Source organism: Vibrio sp. 10N.261.52.A1 (genome assembly GCF_002876325.1).
GTDB classification, from domain to species: domain Bacteria; phylum Pseudomonadota; class Gammaproteobacteria; order Enterobacterales; family Vibrionaceae; genus Vibrio; species Vibrio chagasii.
This window is the reverse complement of record NZ_MCYD01000480.1, coordinates 1-389: the sequence shown is the minus strand read 5'-3', so window position 1 is coordinate 389 and position 389 is coordinate 1. Positions and strand designations below refer to the sequence as shown.

The window sequence follows — 389 nt, the reverse complement described above, 5'->3', positions numbered from 1 at the left end:
TTGCTGAGGGCTAGGTTCATTCAACTCTAGAATATTGTCGAGTGGGAAAATACCTTCGAAGCCATAAGCTTCACAAATCTTCTTCTTTTGATCACCGATAGAGACAGCGTCAGTTAGAAATACTTCTGGTCCTGCTAGATAAATGCGTTTCAACGTTTAACTCCTGATTAGCAACAATGCTTGGGTTTGTGCTGATATTTTTATCTATTGGATTGTTTAAGTAATAACCGAAAGTACACGGTTTGCTAACGTGTGGTTTTGGTGTGTTTTTAGCTTTATGGTTTAAAAAACGACTCGTTGGTACTGTTTTGCTTAAGCTCATAATTTGAATATTACTTTGAGGCTGCTTTGTGGTCACTTAAGGCAAGAGTGTGACGGTGAGTAGAATG

The 389-nt window shown here is 38.3% G+C and carries 1 protein-coding gene; it reads right to left on the bottom strand.

The genetic code is table 11. The features are described 5' to 3' along the window. On the bottom strand, nucleotides 1–153 hold a 153-nt coding region (locus BCT81_RS05605; protein WP_198596848.1), incomplete at its 3' end, for a nucleoside 2-deoxyribosyltransferase. Between the last annotated feature and the right edge of the window lie 236 nt (nucleotides 154–389).